This is a genomic window from Alcaligenes sp. Marseille-Q7550 (assembly GCF_965112015.1).
Genome location: NZ_CBCOPU010000001.1, coordinates 392,812 through 409,701, shown reverse-complemented (window position 1 = coordinate 409,701; position 16,890 = coordinate 392,812). Strand labels below are relative to the sequence as shown.

Genomic DNA, 16,890 nt, shown 5'->3' with positions numbered 1-16,890 from the left:
TGTTCGTGCGGCTCAGATGTAGCTGTAGGAGGACCAGCCTCCGTCGGCCACGATGACCTGGCCATTGATGAAGGAGGACTGGTCGGAGGCCAGGAAGAGCGCCAGGGCGGCGATCTCCTGCGGCTCGCCGATGCGGCCCATGGGCGTGCGCTTGCTGAGCGCCTCCAGGTCCATGCGGCCCGCCTTGCACAGCTCCTCCACCAGCGCGGTCTTGATGTAGCCCGGGGCGATGGCGTTGACGCGCAGGCCCGAGGCGGCCCATTCGATGGCCAGCACCTTGGTCAGCATGGCCACGGCGGCCTTGCTGGTGCAGTAGGCGGCGCGGTTGGGCGCGGCCACCACGCCGTACATGGACGACAGGTTCAGGATCGTGCCCGAGCCCTGCTCCAGCATGCGCCGGCCGGCGGCCTGCGCGCAGTAGAAGACGCCGTTGACGTTGATGTCCATGGCCTTGCGCCAGTTCTCGCCGGACAGCTCCAGCGTGGGCATGTTCATGGAGATGCCGGCATTGTTGATCAGCACGTCCAGTTGGCCGTGCCGGCCCACGATGCCGTCGATGGCCGCCTGGACGGCGGCTTCGTCGTTGACCCCGGCCAGCCAGGTGCTGGCCTTGGCCTGCGGCGCGACCTCCAGGATCTGGCCACGCGCGGCCTCCAGGTTGGCGGCGTTGATGTCCAGCAGCGCCACCTGCGCGCCGTTGGCCGCGAAGGACAGCGCGGTGGCCAGGCCTATCCCGCTGCCCGCGCCCGTGATCAGGACGACCTTGTCCTTCAGGTCCAGGAATGTTTTGCCCTGCGCCAGGCGCGCCAGGGTGTCCAACGACATGCTCGTGCTCATACAGCTAACCAGTCTTTCAGTAGTCGGGGGTTGTCCAGCAAGGCGTCCGGCGTGCCCTGGAACACCACGTTGCCGTGGCCCAGCACGCATACGCCGGTCGAAATCTTCATGGCGATGGTCAGCTTCTGCTCGACCAGGATCACCGACACCCCGCGCCGGTGTATCTCTTCGATGGCTTCGCCCACGACGGTCACGATCTTGGGCGCCAGCCCTTCTGTAGGCTCGTCGATCAGGATCAGGCGGGGATTGCCCAGCAGGGAGCGGCACATGGTCAGCATCTGCTGCTCGCCGCCGGACAGATTGCCGGCCTGGGTGTTGCGGCGCTCCTTCAGGCGCGGGAAGAAGTCGAACATCTGCTCCATGGTCCAACTGGGCGCGTCGCTGCGCGCCGGCTGCATGCCCATGACCAGGTTCTCTTCCACGCTCAGGTTGCCGAAGACATCGCGCTCCTCGGGCACGAAGGCCACGCCGGCGCGCGCGATCTGGTAGGCGGACTTGCCGGCCAGCTCCTTGCCGGCCAGCGTGACGCTGCCCGCGCTGGGCTTGAGCATGCCCATGATGGCCTTGAGGGTGGTCGAGCGGCCAGTGCGTTGCGGCCCAGCAGGCTGACCACTTCGCGCTCGCCCACATCGAAACTCACGCCGTGCAGGATGTGGCTCTTGCCGTAGTGGGCGTGCAGGCCCTGGACCGACAGCAAAGGTTGGGAAGGCGTCGATGTCATGCCTGTACCTCCGTGCCCAGGTAGGCTTCCTGGACCAGCTTGTTGTTGCGGATTTCCTCGGGCGTGCCCGTGGCGATGATCTGGCCGTAGACCAGCACGCTGATGCGGTCGCTCAGGGAGAAGACCACGTCCATGTCGTGCTCCACGATCATCAGCGAACGCCCCTGGCTCAGCTCCTTGATCAGTTGCGTGGTGTAGTCGGTCTCTTCGCGCGACATGCCGGCCATGGGCTCGTCCAGCAGCAGCACCTTGGGCTCGGAGGCCAGGGCGATGCCGATCTCCAGCGAACGCTGTTCGGAATAGCTCAGTTCGCCCGACAGGGTGTCGCGGTGCGCCGTCAGGCGCACGCGCTCGAGCAACTGCTCGGCCTCCTGGTTGACCGCGCGCATCCTGGAGACGCGGCGCCAGAAGTTGTAGTCCAGGCCGTGGCGGCGCATCACGCCCAGGCGCAGGTTCTCGAACACGCTCAGTCCGGGAAACACATTGGTGATCTGGAAGGAACGCGCCAGTCCCTGGCGGTTGATCAGGCGCGGCTCCATGTCGTGGATGGGCTTGTCGCCCAGCAGGATCCGGCCCGTGGTGGGATGGAAATAGCCCGAGATCAGGTGGAACAGCGTGGACTTGCCCGCGCCGTTGGGCCCGATGATGGCATGGCGTTCGCCCTCGATGAGCTGCAGGTTGACGCCGCGGATGATGTGCGCCTCGCCGAAGTGCTTGTTGACATCGGTCAGGGTCAGCGCGATGCGTTGTGCGGATTGGGTCATGGCGATCACTCCTCGTTGATGGCGTGCCATTTGCGGGTCAGGCCGACCGTGATGGCGGTGCCGATCAGGATCAGCGCCACGGGCAGCAGCCAGGTCGCGGCGGCGCCGGGCAGCCAGTCCTGGCGGAACACGGCCACGGCGGGGCAGGCGCCGCCGGCGCCCAGGCGGGCCGGGTAGTCCGGGCCCAGGAGGCGTGCCAGGAGCGCCACGCCGAACACCACGCCGGCGCCCGCGACCAGGATGCCCGCCAGCCAGCCCAGCAGGAAAGCGAAGCGCGTGGCCATGGAATGGCGCTCGCGCCCGCGGTGCCACCACTGAACGATGCTGAACAGGCCGGCCGGCAGGAACATCATGACCAGCACGAAGATGATCCCCTGGTACAGCAGCCAGGAGCGGGTCATGTCGGACACGGCGTAGCCGAAGAAGCTCATCACGGCCGCGCCCATGGCGGGGCCGAAGAAGCTGCCTATGCCGCCGATGTAGGAATTGAGCACGGCCTGGGTGGACAGCGTCATGTCGAACAGCACGTAGTTGGCCGCTTCGTTGTTCAGCGCCTGCAGGCCGCCGGCCAGGCCGGTGAAGGTCGCGGATACGGTGAACACCAGCACGCGCAGCGTGTGCACGTTGTAGCCCAGGAAGCGCAGGCGGTTGGTGTTCTCGCGCAGGCCGTTGCACAGGCGGCCCAGCGGCGTGCGGGTGAAGTAGAACAGCAGGGCCACGGCCAGCAGCACCCACGCCAGGGTCATGTAGTACACCTGGATGGAATCGCCGAAATCAAAGCCCCAGGCCGGCATGCGCATGGCGGACACGCCGCCTTCCCCGCCGAACACGTCTTTCAGGTGCGGGGCCAGGGCATGCAGCAGCTCGGCCAGGGCCAGGGTGATCATGGAAAAATACACGCCGCTGCGCTGGGTGGAGAACCAGCCGGCCACCAGGCCCAGCAGGCAGCCGCCCACGGCGCCGATCAGCGGCAGCAGGGGCGTGGGCATCAGGCCCCCGCCGTCCACCGCATTCATGGCGTGGATGGTGGCGAAGGTGCCGATGGCGAAGTAGGCGGAATGGCCGAAGGACAGCATGCCGCCCTGGCCGGCCAGCACATTGAAGGCCGTGGCGAACAGCACGGCGATCAGCATCTGGATGGCCGCATTCAGCAGCGAGGCGCTCAGGTAATACGGCGCGGCGAACAGGGCGAGCGCCAGAACGAGCAGGATAAGCAGAGAACGTTTCAAGGCACTACTCCCGGTTGCCCATCAGGCCCGATGGACGCACTAACAAGACCAGCAACATCAGCAGGAACGGAATGGTCGCGGACAGGGACGAGACCTTCAGCGTCAGCAGGCCGCCCGCTTCCCGGGCCCAGTCGCCGGCGCCGAACAGGCCCAGCAGGTCCGCCAGGCTCCAGTCGATGCCCACCGAGAAGGACGAGACCAGGCCGATGATCAACGAAGACAGCATGGCACCGCCCAGCGAGCCCAGGCCGCCCACCACCACGACCACGAACACCAGCACGCCCAGCTCCAGGGCCATGTTGGGATTGGTGGTGTAGAAGGCGCCGGCCACGGCGCCGGCCAGGCCGGCCAGGCCCGCGCCCACGCCGAACACGCCCATGAACACCATGGGCACGTTATGGCCCAGGGCCTCGACCATGCGCGGCTTGTAGATGGCCGAGCGCACCACGATGCCCACGCGCGTCTTGGTCAGCAGCAGATAGACCAGGCCGAACATCAGCAGCGAGACGCCGCCGATCAGCAGGCGGTAGAAGGGATAATCGGTGCCGAAGATGGAAAAGGCCGAGAAGTTCAGCTCCGCGGGCACGCGGTAGTCCACGGGATAATTGCCGTAGAACAGCTTGATGGCTTCCGTGGCAATGAAGGAGATGCCGAAGGTCAGCAGCAACTGGTGACCATGGCCGTAGCGGTGCACGCGGCGCAGCATGTAGCGCTCCACGAACGCGCCGATCAGCCCGACCAGGATGGGGGAGATGATGATGGCGGGCCAGAAGCCCACGCTTTTCTGCAGCGTGTAGGCCAGGTAGGCGCCTATCATGTAGAAGGATGTGTGGGCGAAATTGAGCACGCCCATCATGCCGAAAATCAGGGTCAGTCCCGCCGAAACCATGAACAGCAGCAAACCGTAGATGCTGCCGTTCAAAAGCGACACGATAAAAAATTCCATACGAATACCTTTCTGTGGCCAGAACGCTGGCATGCACCGCCCTTGCCGGCGTGGCGCAAGGCGCGCGGGCGGGGCGTCTAAGGCTTAAGGGGAGAACAAGGCCGGCCCTGGGCGGGCCGGCCCGGGCGCCGGTCAGGCCGGGCGCTTCATCTTGCAGGTGGTTTCCACCGGATTGACGGCGTCGGGACCGCTCAGGAACTTCACGACTTCAAAGCCCATGTCGGTGCCGTCCACGGCATGCTTGGCTTCGCGCGAGACCTTGGAGACCACGATGGGCAGCATGACCTGGTGGTCTTCGGCGCGGATCGAGGTCGGGCCCATGGGCGAATCGATGGTGACTTTCTCCAGGTTCAGGGCCAGATCGGTCACGTTCAGCTTGCCGTCCTTGGCGGGCGTGTTCTTCAGGGCCTCGCCCACCATCTGCATGCCGAACACCGTCTGGGGTTCCACATAGGTCGGATAGTGGCCGGTCTTGGCCTTGTAGTCCTCGGCAAAGGCCAGGGTCTTGTCGTTGGTGTCGATGTTGTAGGCGTGGGCGATGTAGTGGCCCAGAGCCAGGTCGCCGGCATTGGCGATGTTGCCGGGCTGGTCCAGGAACACCGTGCCGAAACGCAGCTTCAGGCCCGCATCGCGGGTGGCTTTCATCAGCAGCAGCAAGTCGTTGGACCAGTTGCCGGTGATGACGGTCTCGGCGCCGCTGGCCTTGATGCGGCTGGCGTAGGGCGAGAAGTCCTGGATGCGGTTCACGTCGTGCAGGGTCTTTTCGACCACGGTGTAGCCGCCGGCGGCCGCGTTCTGCTCGATGGCCTTCTGCCTGTCCGCGCCCCAGGAATAGTTCTGGTTCATGGAATAGACCTTGGTGCCCAGCTCGTTCACTTCTTTCATGGCCGCGACCAGCGCCTTGACGCGGATCGGAGCGTTGGTGGTGAAGCGGAAATGGTAGAAGTGGCACTTCTCGGCCGTCAGTTCCAGCGCTTCGCCGCCCATGTTCAGGTACAGCACTTCCTTGCCGGGATTGCGCAGATTGTATTTGCGCACGTCTTCGGTGATCTGTCCGGACACGGCCGAGGACGAGCCCTGGATGATGATGCGCGCGCCGTCGGCGATCGCCGCCTTGACCTTGTCGGAGGCGCCTGCGGGACCGCCCTGGTTGTCGTACTCCATGACCTGGATGGCTTCGCCATTCCAGCCGCCGGCCTGGTTGATGTAGTCGAGCTGGTATTTCACCGCCGTGCGGTACAGCAGACCCGTGGAAGCCTGGGGACCCGAGAGGGTTTCCGCCAGAGCCGCGTTCAGGGGCTCGGCGCTTGCCGTGCCGAAAGCCATCAGGCCGGTCACCGTCATGGCCAGCGCCAATTTTGTCAATTTCACGCTCTCATCTCCAAAAGGGGTAAGGAATTTACCGGGAAGCAGGTTCACCGACGGTCGTTCCGCACCGGGAACAGGCCTGGCACAAGGTCTGTTGTATAGGACATGAAAGCCAGATTCTGCGTAGGTAAACTCTTTTTTATAGATAACTTGTCTGATAAGATTTGCCAACTTATCTGACAAGTGAAAAATTCTACACTACGCAAAAAATCAGTGTCAACGAAGCGCCCGGCGAAATCCGGCAAACACCGCTTCGGGGGTCGAATCCCGTGGAAAATCAATAGCTTGTCTATATAGGTAGAAACCCTAACACGGAGTAGAGATGATCAGTTTCAAGGGACAGACTGTATTGATTACCGGCGCGGCCGGCGGCATAGGCCGGGCCGTGGCCCTGCAGATGGCGGGGGCCGGCGCGGCGATCGCGCTCAGCGACATCAATCGCGAAGCGCTGGACTCCCTGGCCGCCGAAATCCGCGCCCTGGGCGCGGCGGCCAGCGTGCACGTCACCGGCGTCAGCCGTCAGGAAGACTGCCTGCGCACCGCTCAGGAAGCGGCGCAGCAGCACGGCGGCATCGACCATCTGGTGCACTCGGCCGGCATCTATCCCGAAGTGCTGGTCAAGGACATGAGCGCCGAACAGTGGCGCCGCCTCATGCAGATCAACCTGGATGGCACGTTCTTCATCTGCCAGGCCGTGATCCCTTACTTGCGCGAGCGCAGCTCCATCGTCAACCTGGCCTCGGTGGCCGGCCACAAGGGCAGCCATTCGCACGCCCACTATTCCGCATCCAAGGGCGCAGTCTCCAGCTTCAGCAAGAGCCTGGCCCTGGAGCTGGCGCCGCGCACACGCGTCAACATCGTGGCCCCCGGCATCATCGAGACGCCCATGACGGCCGACCTGCTGCGCGCCAAGGGCCGGGCCCTGCTCGATGCCACGCCCCTGCGCCGTTTCGGCACCGCCGAGGAGGTGGCCGGCGCCATCGTGTTCCTGTGCTCGGACCTGGCCTCCTTCGTCAACGCCGAGACGATCCACGTCAACGGCGGCCTGTATATTGTTTAAGATACGCTGCGCGCATGCCGCCCCGCGGGGCGGCATGTTCACGACAATAACCCTGTAGGAAGACAACACCTCTTATGGCAGGACGCAAACTAAACGCCGCCTTGTCCACCCCCATCGTCGACTGGCTCAAGGCCGAGATCGACGCGGGCCGTCTGCAGGCCGACGACAAGCTGCCCAGCGAAGCCCAGCTCTGCGAGCGCTTCGCGGTCAGCCGCTCGGTCGTGCGGGAAGCCTTGTCGCAACTGAAGTCCGAAGGCCTGGTGCGCTCGCACCAGGGGCGCGGGGTCTTCGTCAATGCGCGCGGCACCCGCCGCACCTTCAGCCTGGACCCGTCCGCGCTGAGCGACACCAAGAACCTGGGCCACGTCATCGAGCTGCTGGTGGCCATCGAGGCGGCCGCCGCCCGGCACGCCGCCGAGCGGCACACGCCCGAGGACCTGAAGAAGATCCGCCAGGCCCTGATCGGCATGGAGTACGCCATCGCCTGCGACCAGTTGGGCGACGAGGAGGACTTCGCCTTTCACCAGGCCATCGTGGACGCCACCCACAATCCGCACTTCGTCACCCTGAACGAGTACCTGGAGCAGCACGTGCGCCGCCTGATCCGCCAGGCGCGCAGCAATACAGCCCAGTATCACCACAACCTGATCAAGGACGTGCAGGCCGAGCATCAGGCCATCGTGCAGGCCATCGAGAGCCGCGACCCGGCGGCCGCCGCCGACGCCGCCGAGCGCCATCTGCGCAATGCGGCCAAGCGGCTGAACACCTACATCGAGAACTGCGCCCGACCGCTCCGATGGGAAAGCCGCCGCCAGGCGGTTTTTTTTGATTTTTTCGCGTAATTCCAGGGGGCAATTTGCCAGGTCGATAACGAAATTGGTTTTTGCAGACACCGTTCAAGGTGCAGGAAGATCTGACGGGGCTGACGGCTTGCCGGCGCTGCGCGCCGGTGCCCTGGTCGGGGCGCGCGGCCGGGCGCGTCGTTAACTCCGGCGGGTTGCTCGCCCCCCAGGCGAGCAACAAGCGCCGCCGTCGAACAGAACGACGCTTGCACCCCGTCCCCGCGCCCCGCCTGCGGCAAGCCATCTGACCCGCTCCGTCCGCTCTTCCCGCGCCTTGAACGGCTCAAAATGCCGATGACATCGACCCGGCCACAGGCATCATTCACCAAACAGAAAGCGGGATGCGGGGGCGGGAGGCAAGGGGCGTGCTGCTCGAACAAGACTCCGCCGTTTGGGCCAAATACTGCGGCCTGCCTCACGAGAACCCGAACTTTTCCCCGCTTGGCCCAAACGGCTTGCCAAATACGGGGGAATCCCCGCAAATCCGCGCAGAGCCTTTTTTATTCAATACCCGAAATACGCCACCATATGCCGCACTTGCTCATCGAGCATGTGCTTGCCAAGGTGGATGCGGCAGCCGGCGGCGTGGGCGGCGTGCAGCAGGGCCGTCATCTCGGGCTTCATGATGATCTCGGCCACCAGTTGCCCCGGCTGCAGGGTGGCGGCCTCCAGCGGCAGGGCGTCGCCCTCTTTCATGCCCAGGGAAGTCGCATTGACGATGATGTCATAGCCGGTCGCGTCGGCCGTCCCCAGGGCGAAATCCACGTCCGGGAAAGAGGGCTGCACGCGGTCCAGCACGTCCTGGGCCTTGGAGGCCGTGCGGTTGGCCACGGCCAGACGGGCCACGCCGGCTTGCGCCAGGGCGAAGGCGATGGCGCCGGCCGCGCCGCCCGCGCCCAGCAGCAGGACGCGGCGTCCGCGCGGATCGTTGCCCTGCGCGATCAAGCCGCTGACAAAGCCAGCTCCGTCGAACATATCCCCTTCCAACGTGCCGTCGGGCAGGCGGCGTATGGTGTTGACGGAACCAATCGCCTCGCCGGCCGGGCCCAGCGTGTCGCATAGCGCGGCCACGTCGATCTTGTGCGGTACCGTGACGATGATGCCGCCCAGGTTCTTCATCTGGCGAAAAGCCTGCATGACGGCGGGCAGCCCCTCGGGTCCCACGTGCATGGGCACCATGACGGCGTCGATGCCGTGCTCGGCGAAATAGGCGTTCAGGACTTCGGGCGTGCGAACCTGGGAGACGGGATCGGCAATGATGCCGAAAAGGCGGGTGGAACCGGTAATTGTCGTCATCGGCTTGTAAAACTAAACGAAAACAAGATAGAAAACGACTGTACCACGCCACATGTCAGACAAGTCAAAAACAAGTTGCGGGGCGGATTCAGGCCTCGCGCAGATGGATTCACGCCTGGGGCTGCGGTGAAGAACCGGCCTCCTGCACAGCACCCGCCTTGTTCCGCGCGCTCCTGCTCCTGTTTCATGCGGCTCAGCAGGCTGTGCAGCATTTCCGTGGACAGGCCGTGCAGCACCAGGCGGTAGCCGGCCCGCAGAGTGGACATGGGTACCAGAGGGTGGCCGTTGTTCACCAGGATCAGGTGCTCGGGCGCCTGCAGGATGCGGGCGGCGTAGATGCCTATGGTCTCGTCCAGTTGCAGGGAGTTGGCGGCGCGCCAGAAATCGTTGTCGGTCAGCAGCAACTGGTACAGCGGCGTGAACAGCTCGATGGCGCTTTGCAGGTCCATCTTGTTCAGCCGGCCCTGCGGCATGTCGGCCAGCGCCAGCGGCACGGGCCCGATCATGGAGAAGTCCACCCTGGCGGGCGGCCCTATCTCCTTGCCCTGCGCCCGCAAGGTCTCGTTCAGGCGGATCACGAAATTGAACAGGTTCAGGTCGTGCTTGACGAAGGCATGGTCGCGCAGCTCGTCCAGGTTCATGGGCGTCAGCGGCGTGGTCGGGACCGGCGCGGGCGAATTGGCCGCGATGAAGGCCAGCACCTGGGAGCCCAGGTGGAAATGGCGCAGGATCAGCCAGTTCGCCTCGGGCGAGACGAAACGCTTCAGGCCCCACACCAGGATGCGGTGCAGACCGCCCGAATCCGACCAGCTGCGCCGCAGGAAGGTCATGACCACCTGGATCAGGATGCTCATCAGCCGCGCCAGCGGCCGCAGGAATGGCAGCAGGTACTGGCGCGAGGACGAGCTGGAGTCGGCCAGCCAGGCCTGCTTCACATCGTCGGGCAGCGGCGTGCTGCGGTCCAGGTACAGGGCCAGCCAGGGGCTGGGGTCCTGGGGATCGTGGGGCTTGCTCAGGAATTCAGGGCGTCGGTCCATGGCTCACGACTCTTTCACGTATTGGAACTGCATCAGGTACAGGGCGGCGGTGCGGCGCGCGGTCTCGACGATGACCTGCTCGGCGCGGCCGGTGTCGTCGCAATCCAGGGCCAGCTCCACGGCCATCAGCCAGCGCGCCAGGTGATGCTCGTCGTTCTGGCCGTGATAGTGCAGGAAGCGGTACATGGAAGGCTCCAGATCCAGCGAGGACTTGAGCAGCGGCAGCAGGGCCGGCACGATGCGCTGGCCCGTGCCTTCGATGATGTAGATGGCGCCCAGCAGGCCGATCGGATCGCGGCTGGCGGCCAGGGCATGCAGATAGGCGTTCAGGGCCTCGCCGCCGGGGTTGCGCGCCAGTTGCGCGATGTCCGTCCTGTCGCCGCCGGCCTGGCGGTAGTCCTCGAACAGGATCTGGAAGTCGTCCTGCTCCTCCCCTGCGTGCAGGCGGATCAGCTCGGCCAGGGGCGCATAGACGGGAGACAGGGAATCGCAGGCCTCGCGCATCCACTTGGCGCCCTCGCGCACCTGGGGAATCCAGTCGGCCATCCACTTGCGGTAATCTTCCATGCCGATGGTGCCGTCATGCAGGCTGCGCAGCAAGGGCGTGCGCCAGACGCGCGAGCGGTAGTCGTGCCAGATGGGCGCCAGGCGCGTCAGCAGCTCGCGCAGTCCCTCCGGCGCATCGTCCGGATCATGAGGCGGAGCGATGTCCACCTGGGCCTCGGGCGTCGCCGCCCGCGCCTGGGCCGCGGGATGGGACAGGGCCGGGGCCGGCGCGTCGCAGGCCTCCACTTCCAGCAGCATGTAGGCCGTCATGAAGCGGCCCGATTCGGGGATGTAGCACAGGATCTGCTCGCCGGGCTTCAGGGTTCGGTCGCGCAGGAACTCGGCCAGCATGATCAGGATGGAAGCCGCGCCCGTATTGCCGCGCCAGCGCAGATTGCTGTACCAGCGCTCGGCCGGGATGGCCAGGCCGGCCTGCTCCAGCAGATCGGCCACCACGGGCATGAATTTCTCGGAGGAGTAATGGCACAGGAAATGGCTGATGCGGGCCGGGTCCACCCAGCCGTCGCGCACCAGCTTCACGTACTCGTGGATGCCGATGTCGAACAGGTGCGGCAGCAGGCGTATGTCCTGGCGCAGCGCCAGGGCGCCGGCCTGTTCGGCCTCGGCCCAGGAGTCGTAGTCCAGGTGGCTGCGGGAGGATTCGCGCCCTGCTCCCAGCTGCATGCAGACGGGATAGTCGCCCGAGAAGGACTTCTGGTGTATCCAGCGCAGCCGCAGGCGCAGGCCCGGCTGCGCCGTGGGCAGGACTTCGTCCTGATGGCTCAGCAGGGCGGCGCCGGCGCCATCGGACAGCATCCAGCGCAGGAAATGGGAATCGAAGTCCGCCTGGTAGTCCTGCGACGCAAAACGCGAGCGGCGGAACAGGCGCGAAGGCATCTCGCTGGCCACCGCCACGCCGTGCCGGTGCGCGCCCAGTTCGATGCCCTGGGCCGCGGCCTGCAGCGCCGTCACGCCGGCCGCGCAGATGCCGTGCACCGAATGCACTTCCAGGGGCGGCGCGCCCAGCTCGCCCTGCACGGCATTGGCCAGTCCGGGCATCAGCAGGTCGCCGCCGGAGGAGCCGCTGGCCAGCAGGCCGACTTCGCCCAGCGCCAGCCCCGCCTCCTGCAGGCAGGCGCGCACCGCATTGGCGGCCATGACGGTATTGCTCCAGCGGGTGGCGCCGTCCTCGCCGATGGCGTAGTAACGCTGGCGTATCCCGTTCTCCGCCAGGATGCGCTGCTTGATGCGCCCGGACAGGCGGTTCAAGGGCGCGATGAAGCGATCCATGGACTCATTGTCCACGGGTTCGCCCGGCATGAAGAACTGCGCCTGATGGATGACGACCTGCTCGAAGGCCACGGGCATGGGAATGCTCCTGACTAGACGGGGTCGCGCCGGCGCTGTGGCTCGCCGGCGGGCATGAAAGGTTGACTGCGGCAGGCCGGCACGAACAGCCCCAGCACGAAGACCCGCAGCATGTAGGGCAGCAGGCCGCCCTCGTTCAAGGCGGCGGAAGTGCGGTCGCGGTACTCGGTCTCGTGCAGGCGCGTCAGCTCCGACCAATGGGCGCGCGAATGCTCGTGATGCGCCACGTGCAGGCCGATATTGAACAGCAAAGGGTTGACCATGCCTTCGAAATTGCGGGCATAGGCCAATTGCGGGCCGCGGCGCCCCTGCGGCCGGCCGTCCGCATGGGCGTGCTGCAGGTAATTGGTGGTCAGCAGCCAGTGCAGGCCATGCAACTGCGGCAGGATCACGTACAGGAACCCCTTGACCGGATCCAGCGCCAGGGCCAGGCCCCAGCTGCCCAGCCACAGGCCGTACTGCGCCATGCAATAGCGCCACACGCCCGGCCGGCGGCGGCGCAGGCCGCCCAGCCAGCCAAAGATCAAGGGGTACAGCGCCGGTACCGCCTCGAAAGGATGGATGAGCCAGCCCAGGGTATCGTTGGTGTCGCCGCGCCGGAAACGGTAGGTGCGGGCCACGTCGCGCTCGCCATGCTTGTAGCGATGGTGGTTGCGGCCATGCGCCGGCCAGAACACGCAGGCGGGATGGCCCTGCAGCAGGGTCAGCCAGAAGTCCGTCAGCCGGTTGGGCAGGCGGCCATGCCACATGCGCAGGTGATGGTGGTTGTGATTGATGACGCCCACGCCCAGCGTAAGGAACCAGAAGCAGGCCAAGCACCCCCAAGAAGCCCCCGCCCCGCCACAAAGCGGCAACCAGCGCCGGATATGCCAGCAGATAGGCCACGCTCTGCCAGTCGCGGCCGTTGCGCAGCCGCCAGCCGGCCGTCATGCCCGCGGCTCCCCCGCCGGCGCGAGGCGCTCCGTCAGGCGCGTGCCGAACAGGCGGTCCATGAAGGTGAACTGGAAGCCGTAGTTGCCGTTGTAGCGGGCATGATGCAACTGGTGCCGGCGGCTGGCCGCCAGCCAATGACCGCCCGAGACACGCGGGAAGAAGTCGTAATTGGAATGGCCGATGCTGTTGAAGAACAGGCTGAACAGCGGCACCGACAGCAGCGACCAGAAGCTGAAGTCGTGCACCACCATGGGCAGCAGGATCACATTGCCCAGCATCAGCGATTCGATGGGATGGAAGCTGTAGGTGGAGAACGGCGTCACCACCACCGAAGAGTGATGCGGCCCGTGGAAGCGCCGCAGCCAGGCCGTGTGCAGCAGGCGGTGATTGATCCAGAAATGCACCTCGTTCCAGATCACCAGCGCCAGGATCTCCAGGGCGATGCGACCCGCGCCGGCGTCGGGCGTCAGATGCGCCCAGCCAAGCTGCAAAAGCCCCCAGGGAAAGACCATGCCGGTGCCGAAGATCAGGATGGCGGTGCCGGACTGCTTCAGTTCCCGGCGCAACTGGCCGGGGCGCAAGGGGCGCGTGTCCAGCGGGCGCCCCCAGCCCAGGGCCGGCAGCAGCCAGCGCGTCAGGGCCAGGGTGCCCAGCGCGAACAGCAGGTAGATCCCGCCGAAGAACAACAGCCCCACGCCCATCACCTGCCAGACGTTCAAGGCCTGAAAAGCCTGCCCCATTCCGTTCTCTTTGTATCAAATTGCGCCCATCGTAGCCTGAGCGCGGGTAAATCGCCTGCAATATTGGTTACAAATTGCTGTATGCGGCAAAGCTCAAAAGAGCAATACAGTTTTGCGCCGGCGGGGGCTAATCAAGCGCGGGAATCAGTACTACCCTTTGATATATAAACTTTTTTTCGACAGGAACACAACAATGAAAAACGTAATGGGCGTCCTCAACGCACCCCGGCCCCACTGGGTCGGAGACGGCTTTCCCGTCCGCTCCCTGTTCAGCTATCACGACGATGCCGCGCAGCACAGCCCTTTCCTGCTGCTGGACTACGCCGGTCCCGCGCAGTTTCCCGCCGGCTCGCACCGGCGCGGCGTGGGCCAGCACCCGCATCGCGGCTTCGAGACCGTGACCATCGTCTACGACGGCGAGGTCTCGCATCGCGATTCGACCGGCCAGGGCGGCACCATAGGCAAGGGCGACGTGCAATGGATGACGGCCGGCGCCGGCATCCTGCACGAGGAATACCACTCCGACGCCTTCGCGCGCGACGGCGGCACCCTGCACATGGTGCAGTTGTGGGTGAACCTGCCCGCCAGCGCCAAGATGACGCCGCCCCGCTACCAGGCCATCCTGGACGCCGACATTCCCGCCGTGCCCCTGGAAGGCGATGCCGGCCAGGTGCGCGTGATCGCCGGCGACTACCAGGGCCGCAAGGGCCCGGCCGACACGCACACGCCCATGCACGTGTGGGACGTGCGGCTGAAGGCCGGCTGCCAGGCCCGCTTCACCCTGCCCGAAGGCTGGAACACGGGCGTGGTGGTGCTGGGCGGCACGGTGCAGGTCAACGAGCAGACCATCGCACGCGAAGCCCAGATGGTATTGCTGGACCGGAAGGGTACGGAAGTGCGCCTGGAGGCCAACGGCGATGTGCAATTGCTGCTGCTCAGCGGCGAGCCGATCGACGAGCCCGTGGTGGGCTACGGTCCCTTCGTCATGAACAGCCAGCAGGAGATCGTCGAAGCCATCAATGATTTCAACGCCGGGCGCTTCGGCCAGATGCAGTAAGGCGCGCGGCCCTTCGGGGCCGCGCCTCCCCTTTGCCTCGCGCCCGCTTGCATGCGCGAGGCGGGCATACGATATACTGGGGCTCCCCTGACTTGCACCCGACAATATGAGACGCTGGTTCGTCGTCGTCTTACTGCTCATTCTCCCCTTCCAGGCCTACAGCGCCCACTACCAGGCCACCGTCCAGGACGGCCTGTCCGCCATGGCCCGCCACGAGGTCAGCCAGGCCTCGCCCGCCGATCGCCTGGGCGCCCGCTGGCTGACGTCCCTGCAGAATCTCTCCGCCCTCATGGCCGAGACGACCATGCAGGACTATGTGGACCATGCCGACACCCCGCTGCCCAGCCTTGCGCAGCCTTCCTGGCTGCTGCTGTGGCCGCCCGAATTCACCAGCCTTTTCCTGCCTGCCATTTCCTGCGAGTTCGCCCCCGAGCGCCGGCCGCCGCGCGCCTGACCCTTGCGCGCGCCCGCGCGCCTTGCACGAAATCCCCGCAGTCTTCTTTTTCTGTCTAACAGGACACCCTTATGGAATGGCTACTCGACCCCAGCATCTGGGTCGGTTTATTGACCCTCGTGGTGCTTGAGATCGTTCTCGGCATCGACAACCTCATCTTCATCGCCATCCTGGCCGACAAGCTGCCGCCCGAGCAGCGCGATCGCGCCCGCCTGATCGGCCTGTCGCTGGCGCTCATCATGCGCCTTGGCCTGCTCAGCGTCGTCTCCTGGCTGGTGACCCTGACCACCCCGCTGTTCTCCCTGGGCCCGCTGAGTTTTTCGGGCCGCGACCTGATCCTGCTGCTGGGCGGCCTGTTTCTGCTCTTCAAGGCCACCAGCGAGCTGCACGAGCGCCTGGAAGGCGGCAGCCACCACGCCAGCGCCAACAAGGCCTACGCCAGCTTCGGCGTGGTGGTCGCGCAGATCGTGGTGCTGGACGCCGTGTTCTCTCTGGACGCGGTCATCACCGCCGTGGGCATGGTGGAACAACTGCCCGTCATGATGGCGGCCGTCATCATCTCCATCGCCCTGATGATCTGGGCGTCCAAGCCGCTCACCAGTTTCGTGAACAATCACCCGACCGTGGTGGTGCTGTGCCTGAGCTTCCTGCTCATGATCGGCCTGACCCTGACGGCCGAGGGCCTGGGCTTCAAGATACCCAAGGGCTATCTGTACGCCGCCATCGGCTTCTCCATCCTGATCGAGTTCTTCAACCAGATCGCGCGCCGCAGCGCCCTGCGCTCGCAATCGCGTCGCCCCTTGCGCGACCGCACCGCCGAAGCCGTGCTGCGCATGCTCAGCAACCGCAAGAGCGAGGCGGGCAAGGACGAAGGCCAGGACGAGCATGCCGCCGAACAGGAAGAACAGGCTTTCCGCACCGAGGAGCGCAACATGGTCAGCGGCGTGCTGAGCCTGGCCGAGCGCCCCATCCGTTCGCTGATGACGCCGCGCCAGGAGATCACCTGGCTGGACACCGAGGACGACCACGACACCCTGCGCCAGCAGTTGCGCTCCACGCCGCACAGCTTCCTGCCCGTCTGCCAGGGCCAGCTGGACCAGGTGGTGGGCGTGGCGCGCGCCAAGGATCTGCTGGCCGACCTGGATGATTATCCGCAGATCAGCCAATGGCCGGACTTGCGCGAGCCCATCATCGTGCATGAGCACACCGATGTGCTCAGCGCCATCGCCATCCTGAAGCAGTCCAACGGCCAGTTCGTGCTGGTCACGGACGAGTACGGCGCCATCGAGGGGCTGCTCACGCCCATCGACATCCTGGAGGCCATCGCCGGCGAGTTCCCGGACGAGGACGAGCAGCCCGCCATCCAGCAGATCGGCCCCAATCTGTGGCAGGTGGACGGCGGCACGGACCTGCTGCCGCTGGCCCAGGCCGTGGACGCCGAGGAACTGTTCCTGAAGGACAGCAGCTTCAGTTCCGTGGCCGGCTTCCTGCTGGAGCGCCTGGACTCCCTGCCCGAGGTGGGCGCCGTGGTGGAGGCCGACGGCCTGCGCTTCGAGATCACCGAAGTCAGCCAGCGCCGCATCGCCACCGTGCGCGTCAGCCGCCTGCAGGATGCCGAGACGCCGGCCGAATGAGGAGGCCGGTCCGGCTCAGCGACAAAAGCCACTCCTGCGGGGGTGGCTTTTTTATATG

13 protein-coding genes and 3 pseudogenes are annotated in these 16,890 nt (G+C 65.7%); 5 read left to right on the top strand and 11 right to left on the bottom strand.

The window, feature by feature from the left end; translation table 11 throughout:
• Positions 1 to 12 precede the first annotated feature (12 nt).
• From ACWPWO_RS01925 to ACWPWO_RS01900, 6 genes and pseudogenes are all read right to left on the bottom strand, one after another.
• Positions 13 to 837: an SDR family NAD(P)-dependent oxidoreductase gene (locus ACWPWO_RS01925; RefSeq protein ID WP_454004013.1), complete on the bottom strand. Its 825-nt coding sequence runs from the start codon at positions 835 to 837 to the stop codon at positions 13 to 15.
• Positions 834 to 1,558, bottom strand: a pseudogene (locus ACWPWO_RS01920) (ABC transporter ATP-binding protein). Before ACWPWO_RS01920 ends, ACWPWO_RS01925 begins: the two are co-directional and overlap by 4 nt.
• Entirely contained in the window at positions 1,555 to 2,322 is a 768-nt protein-coding gene (locus ACWPWO_RS01915) for an ABC transporter ATP-binding protein (RefSeq protein WP_454004011.1), read from the bottom strand. Before ACWPWO_RS01915 ends, ACWPWO_RS01920 begins: the two are co-directional and overlap by 4 nt.
• Positions 2,323 to 2,327: 5 nt before the next feature.
• The gene (locus tag ACWPWO_RS01910) at positions 2,328 to 3,551 is read right to left on the bottom strand and encodes a branched-chain amino acid ABC transporter permease (RefSeq protein ID WP_454004009.1); all 1,224 of its coding nucleotides are present in this window, start codon (positions 3,549 to 3,551) and stop codon (positions 2,328 to 2,330) included.
• Positions 3,552 to 3,555: 4 nt separating this feature from the next.
• Positions 3,556 to 4,497, bottom strand: a complete 942-nt coding sequence (locus tag ACWPWO_RS01905) for a branched-chain amino acid ABC transporter permease (RefSeq protein ID WP_394063573.1) — start codon at positions 4,495 to 4,497, stop codon at positions 3,556 to 3,558.
• 132 nt (positions 4,498 to 4,629) lie between these two features.
• A complete protein-coding gene (locus tag ACWPWO_RS01900; RefSeq protein WP_454006231.1) occupies positions 4,630 to 5,841 on the bottom strand; it encodes a branched-chain amino acid ABC transporter substrate-binding protein in 1,212 nt (403 codons plus the stop codon).
• Positions 5,842 to 6,187: 346 nt separating this feature from the next.
• On the opposite strand from ACWPWO_RS01900, the gene ACWPWO_RS01895 reads away from it, so the two are divergent.
• Both ACWPWO_RS01895 and ACWPWO_RS01890 read left to right on the top strand, forming a co-directional pair.
• Complete coding sequence (locus ACWPWO_RS01895; protein WP_454004006.1) at positions 6,188 to 6,925, top strand: SDR family NAD(P)-dependent oxidoreductase; 738 nt, start codon at positions 6,188 to 6,190, stop codon at positions 6,923 to 6,925.
• 74 nt (positions 6,926 to 6,999) lie between these two features.
• Positions 7,000 to 7,767: a FadR/GntR family transcriptional regulator gene (locus tag ACWPWO_RS01890; RefSeq protein ID WP_454004004.1), complete on the top strand. Its 768-nt coding sequence runs from the start codon at positions 7,000 to 7,002 to the stop codon at positions 7,765 to 7,767.
• A gap of 504 nt (positions 7,768 to 8,271) precedes the next feature.
• On the opposite strand, the gene ACWPWO_RS01885 is transcribed toward ACWPWO_RS01890, so the two are convergent.
• The 5 genes and pseudogenes from ACWPWO_RS01885 to ACWPWO_RS01865 all read right to left on the bottom strand — a co-directional run bounded on the left by ACWPWO_RS01885 (position 8,272) and on the right by ACWPWO_RS01865 (position 13,687).
• Positions 8,272 to 9,063 (bottom strand): shikimate dehydrogenase family protein, encoded by a 792-nt coding sequence (locus ACWPWO_RS01885; protein ID WP_454004002.1) that lies wholly within the window; start codon positions 9,061 to 9,063, stop codon positions 8,272 to 8,274.
• A gap of 161 nt (positions 9,064 to 9,224) precedes the next feature.
• Positions 9,225 to 10,100: pseudogene (locus tag ACWPWO_RS01880) on the bottom strand (DUF6999 family protein); the annotation flags it as partial.
• Positions 10,101 to 10,103: 3 nt separating this feature from the next.
• A complete protein-coding gene (locus ACWPWO_RS01875) occupies positions 10,104 to 12,014 on the bottom strand; it encodes an iron-containing redox enzyme family protein (protein ID WP_454004001.1) in 1,911 nt (636 codons plus the stop codon).
• 14 nt (positions 12,015 to 12,028) lie between these two features.
• Positions 12,029 to 12,944 (bottom strand): annotated as a pseudogene (locus ACWPWO_RS01870) (fatty acid desaturase).
• On the bottom strand, positions 12,941 to 13,687 hold the full coding sequence (locus tag ACWPWO_RS01865; protein WP_454003999.1) for a sterol desaturase family protein: 747 nt from the start codon (positions 13,685 to 13,687) through the stop codon (positions 12,941 to 12,943). The pseudogene ACWPWO_RS01870 and the gene ACWPWO_RS01865 overlap by 4 nt, the downstream one beginning before the upstream one ends.
• A gap of 193 nt (positions 13,688 to 13,880) precedes the next feature.
• On the opposite strand from ACWPWO_RS01865, the gene ACWPWO_RS01860 reads away from it, so the two are divergent.
• The 3 genes from ACWPWO_RS01860 to ACWPWO_RS01850 all read left to right on the top strand — a co-directional run bounded on the left by ACWPWO_RS01860 (position 13,881) and on the right by ACWPWO_RS01850 (position 16,832).
• A complete protein-coding gene (locus ACWPWO_RS01860; RefSeq protein WP_454003997.1) occupies positions 13,881 to 14,744 on the top strand; it encodes a pirin family protein in 864 nt (287 codons plus the stop codon).
• A 106-nt stretch (positions 14,745 to 14,850) separates the two neighbouring features.
• Positions 14,851 to 15,198 carry a hypothetical protein gene (locus ACWPWO_RS01855; RefSeq protein ID WP_454003995.1) on the top strand — a complete coding sequence of 116 codons (348 nt, stop codon included), beginning with the start codon at positions 14,851 to 14,853 and terminating at the stop codon, positions 15,196 to 15,198.
• Positions 15,199 to 15,269: 71 nt separating this feature from the next.
• On the top strand, positions 15,270 to 16,832 hold the full coding sequence (locus tag ACWPWO_RS01850) for a TerC family protein (RefSeq protein WP_454003993.1): 1,563 nt from the start codon (positions 15,270 to 15,272) through the stop codon (positions 16,830 to 16,832).
• Positions 16,833 to 16,890: the final 58 nt, after the last annotated feature.

Bases quoted from the DNA above. Each gene is read 5' to 3' on its own strand.
- ACWPWO_RS01925 (WP_454004013.1), bottom strand. From the start codon at position 837: ATGAGCACGAGCATGTCGTTGGACACCCTGGCGCGCCTGGCGCAGGGC.
- ACWPWO_RS01915 (WP_454004011.1), bottom strand. From the start codon at position 2,322: ATGACCCAATCCGCACAACGCATCGCGCTGACCCTGACCGATGTCAAC.
- ACWPWO_RS01905 (WP_394063573.1), bottom strand. From the start codon at position 4,497: ATGGAATTTTTTATCGTGTCGCTTTTGAACGGCAGCATCTACGGTTTG.
- ACWPWO_RS01900 (WP_454006231.1), bottom strand. From the start codon at position 5,841: ATGACGGTGACCGGCCTGATGGCTTTCGGCACGGCAAGCGCCGAGCCC.
- ACWPWO_RS01895 (WP_454004006.1), top strand. From the start codon at position 6,188: ATGATCAGTTTCAAGGGACAGACTGTATTGATTACCGGCGCGGCCGGC.
- ACWPWO_RS01890 (WP_454004004.1), top strand. From the start codon at position 7,000: ATGGCAGGACGCAAACTAAACGCCGCCTTGTCCACCCCCATCGTCGAC.
- ACWPWO_RS01885 (WP_454004002.1), bottom strand. From the start codon at position 9,063: ATGACGACAATTACCGGTTCCACCCGCCTTTTCGGCATCATTGCCGAT.
- ACWPWO_RS01875 (WP_454004001.1), bottom strand. From the start codon at position 12,014: ATGCCCGTGGCCTTCGAGCAGGTCGTCATCCATCAGGCGCAGTTCTTC.
- ACWPWO_RS01865 (WP_454003999.1), bottom strand. From the start codon at position 13,687: ATGGGGCAGGCTTTTCAGGCCTTGAACGTCTGGCAGGTGATGGGCGTG.
- ACWPWO_RS01860 (WP_454003997.1), top strand. From the start codon at position 13,881: ATGAAAAACGTAATGGGCGTCCTCAACGCACCCCGGCCCCACTGGGTC.
- ACWPWO_RS01855 (WP_454003995.1), top strand. From the start codon at position 14,851: ATGAGACGCTGGTTCGTCGTCGTCTTACTGCTCATTCTCCCCTTCCAG.
- ACWPWO_RS01850 (WP_454003993.1), top strand. From the start codon at position 15,270: ATGGAATGGCTACTCGACCCCAGCATCTGGGTCGGTTTATTGACCCTC.